The 2152-nt window shown below is 66.1% G+C and carries 3 protein-coding genes; 1 reads left to right on the forward strand and 2 read right to left on the reverse strand.

Annotated features, from left to right (window positions below; translation table 11 throughout):
• A partial coding sequence (locus ACFWW8_RS38480) for a transposase (RefSeq protein WP_386537573.1) occupies nucleotides 1-341 on the forward strand: 341 nt, incomplete at its 5' end.
• Nucleotides 342-596: 255 nt separating this feature from the next.
• Here the strand turns inward: ACFWW8_RS38480 and ACFWW8_RS38485 are convergent.
• Both ACFWW8_RS38485 and ACFWW8_RS38490 read right to left on the reverse strand, forming a co-directional pair.
• On the reverse strand, nucleotides 597-1406 hold the full coding sequence (locus ACFWW8_RS38485; RefSeq protein ID WP_386537576.1) for a UbiA family prenyltransferase: 810 nt from the start codon (nucleotides 1404-1406) through the stop codon (nucleotides 597-599).
• 624 nt (nucleotides 1407-2030) lie between these two features.
• On the reverse strand, nucleotides 2031-2152 hold a 122-nt coding region (locus ACFWW8_RS38490; protein ID WP_386537579.1), incomplete at its 5' end, for an IS3 family transposase.

A 2152-nucleotide genomic window follows, 5' to 3' on the forward strand; every position in this document is an offset into this window, starting at 1 on the left:
CCGTCGGCCCTTGCTGCCTCGTCATCTGCCGCTTGACGCAACATAGGGGCATCCTCAACACCCGCCTGGCCGCCGGGCTGAAACGCTACGAGGCCGAACACGACTGGCTCACCACCATCCGCCTCCCGGCATACGCACCAGACCTGAACCCGGTCGAAGCCGTCTGGTCCCTCGTGCGCAGAGCGATGGCCAACACCGCCTTCGACACCCCCGACGACCTCGACCGCAAACTCCGCCGCGAGTTACGCAGAATCCAACTCCGACCCCACCTCATCGACGGTTGCCTCACCGCCACCGGCCTGGCCATCAACCCACCGACCCCACCCCGAAATCCTCAGTAACTCGTCTGCAGCATGCTCTGCTTACACCGACTCAGAACCTCGCTCTGGAACGATCAGTACGGCCGACCTCGATCCAGGCGCCATCCTCGCTCCCGGCTTACTCATCCGCTGACGTGGCTGCACAGCCCGTACCCGCGCAGTACGGACCGAGGAGGCATTGCCCATTCGCCGTCCGGACCGCTGCACATGCGCTCCCGCGCGAGGTGGGCGCACCTGGCCTTCTCGTGTCGGGTCCGGCCCTGCAGCGGCGCACAGTCAGAGCGTCGCTATAAGAGGACATGTCGCGATGGTCGCGTACCAGAGGACCAGCAGCCGGTAGGTCCTGTCGTCGTTTGCGGCGTTCCTCAGCGCGACCACCCGTACCGCTGCGCATGCGCAAATTCCAGCGGCCAGAACTTCGAGCCACCCTCCAGACCATAGGATATTCCATTCCACCAAGCCGCGGACGATGGCAGGTGTGAGCACCAGGGCGACGCACATGTAGATCCGCACGGGCCAGGAGCCGTAGGCGATAGGAAGCGTCCTGCGCCCCACGTTCCGGTCACCCTCGATGTCGCGGAGATCCTGCAGCGGCATGAGCACAGCTAGGAGCGCCGATACAGCAATGGCACAGGGCAGGAATCGGTCGGACCGGCCGCCACCGATCTCCCACGCGGACAGCAGCTGGCTCGCTGCCTGGACCCCGACGACGAGCGGCTTACAGAAGGGACGTCGGGCGAGCCCGAGGTGGTTGTTGGCACCTGCTACGGCCACCCAAAGCAGTGCCAGGTGGATGATGCCCAGAAGATAGCCCGTCAGCAGGAGGAGGGAAATGGCCGCAGCAAGGCGCCACCAAGCGCCCCTCATGCTCAACAGGCCTGTCACTAGCGGGCGCGAAGGCTTGTTGATGCGATCCTCCGGCACGCCGGTGATCTGGTTGGACAGGTCGAAGACGAAGATGGCCAACAGCGCATGGATGCCTCCGGCTAACAGCACGGGGGCCGGGTGCGTATCAGAGGAACGGGCCGCCGCCAGGGTGGTAAGCAGGGCGGGCAGGATGGCGATCAAGGCGTTGGAAGAGACCACCGCCGCAAGTACCCTCAGCTCACGCAGCGTTCGCTCCAGGACGCCCTGGCACGAAGATTCGGCGGCCAGCCCGGGGGCACTCTCTCGCTTGCTCCGGCGGACCGAGTCTCGGGGTGCGAGATACCGATGGATCTCGCCACTGTGCTTATGGGGACGCATGGGACTCCTGAGCAGATGAAGACGACACCGCCGAACGGTGAGTGCCGGGCCGTCCGAAACGAGCCGACGACGGTTCCGGAACGATTCAGCTATGGAAAGAGCCAGGCCGGATGGGCGATGGATACTCATTCCGCGACTCCGCAGGTCGGGCTCCTGCTCGAGTCCGAAGGGGATCGCCGAATACCGCGGCCTCGAGTAGCAGCTAGGCGCGTAGTCGCGACACCCCCTGCGACGGCGGGGGTTCGCACCTGGTCGCGGCGGGCAGAGCGCACTACCTTCGGTTGGTTCGGAGCGGCTCACTTCCGAGCGGATTTCGACCGACCCGTCTGGAGGGTTCGGGGAAGACCGGGCCTGCGCCGGGTCCGCACCGATGTGACAGGTCCGGAGCGGGTGGTGCGAGCCGGTCGGGGATCGTGGTGCGCTCGCACCGGCGTAGGTGTTAGCCCTCGATCCCCTCGCGGCACATCAGCGTTCGGCCCGCTTGCGGTTGACCGTGTGTCCGGAGCCCCGCAGCGCGGCATGGATCCGGCGTACTCCGTAAGTGCCGCGGTGGCGGTGTGGATCTCGCGGATTTCGGCGACCAGGGT

Origin of the sequence: Streptomyces sp. NPDC058701, assembly GCF_042715295.1 — a bacterium.
In the GTDB taxonomy this organism is placed as follows: Bacteria; Actinomycetota; Actinomycetes; order Streptomycetales; family Streptomycetaceae; genus Streptomyces.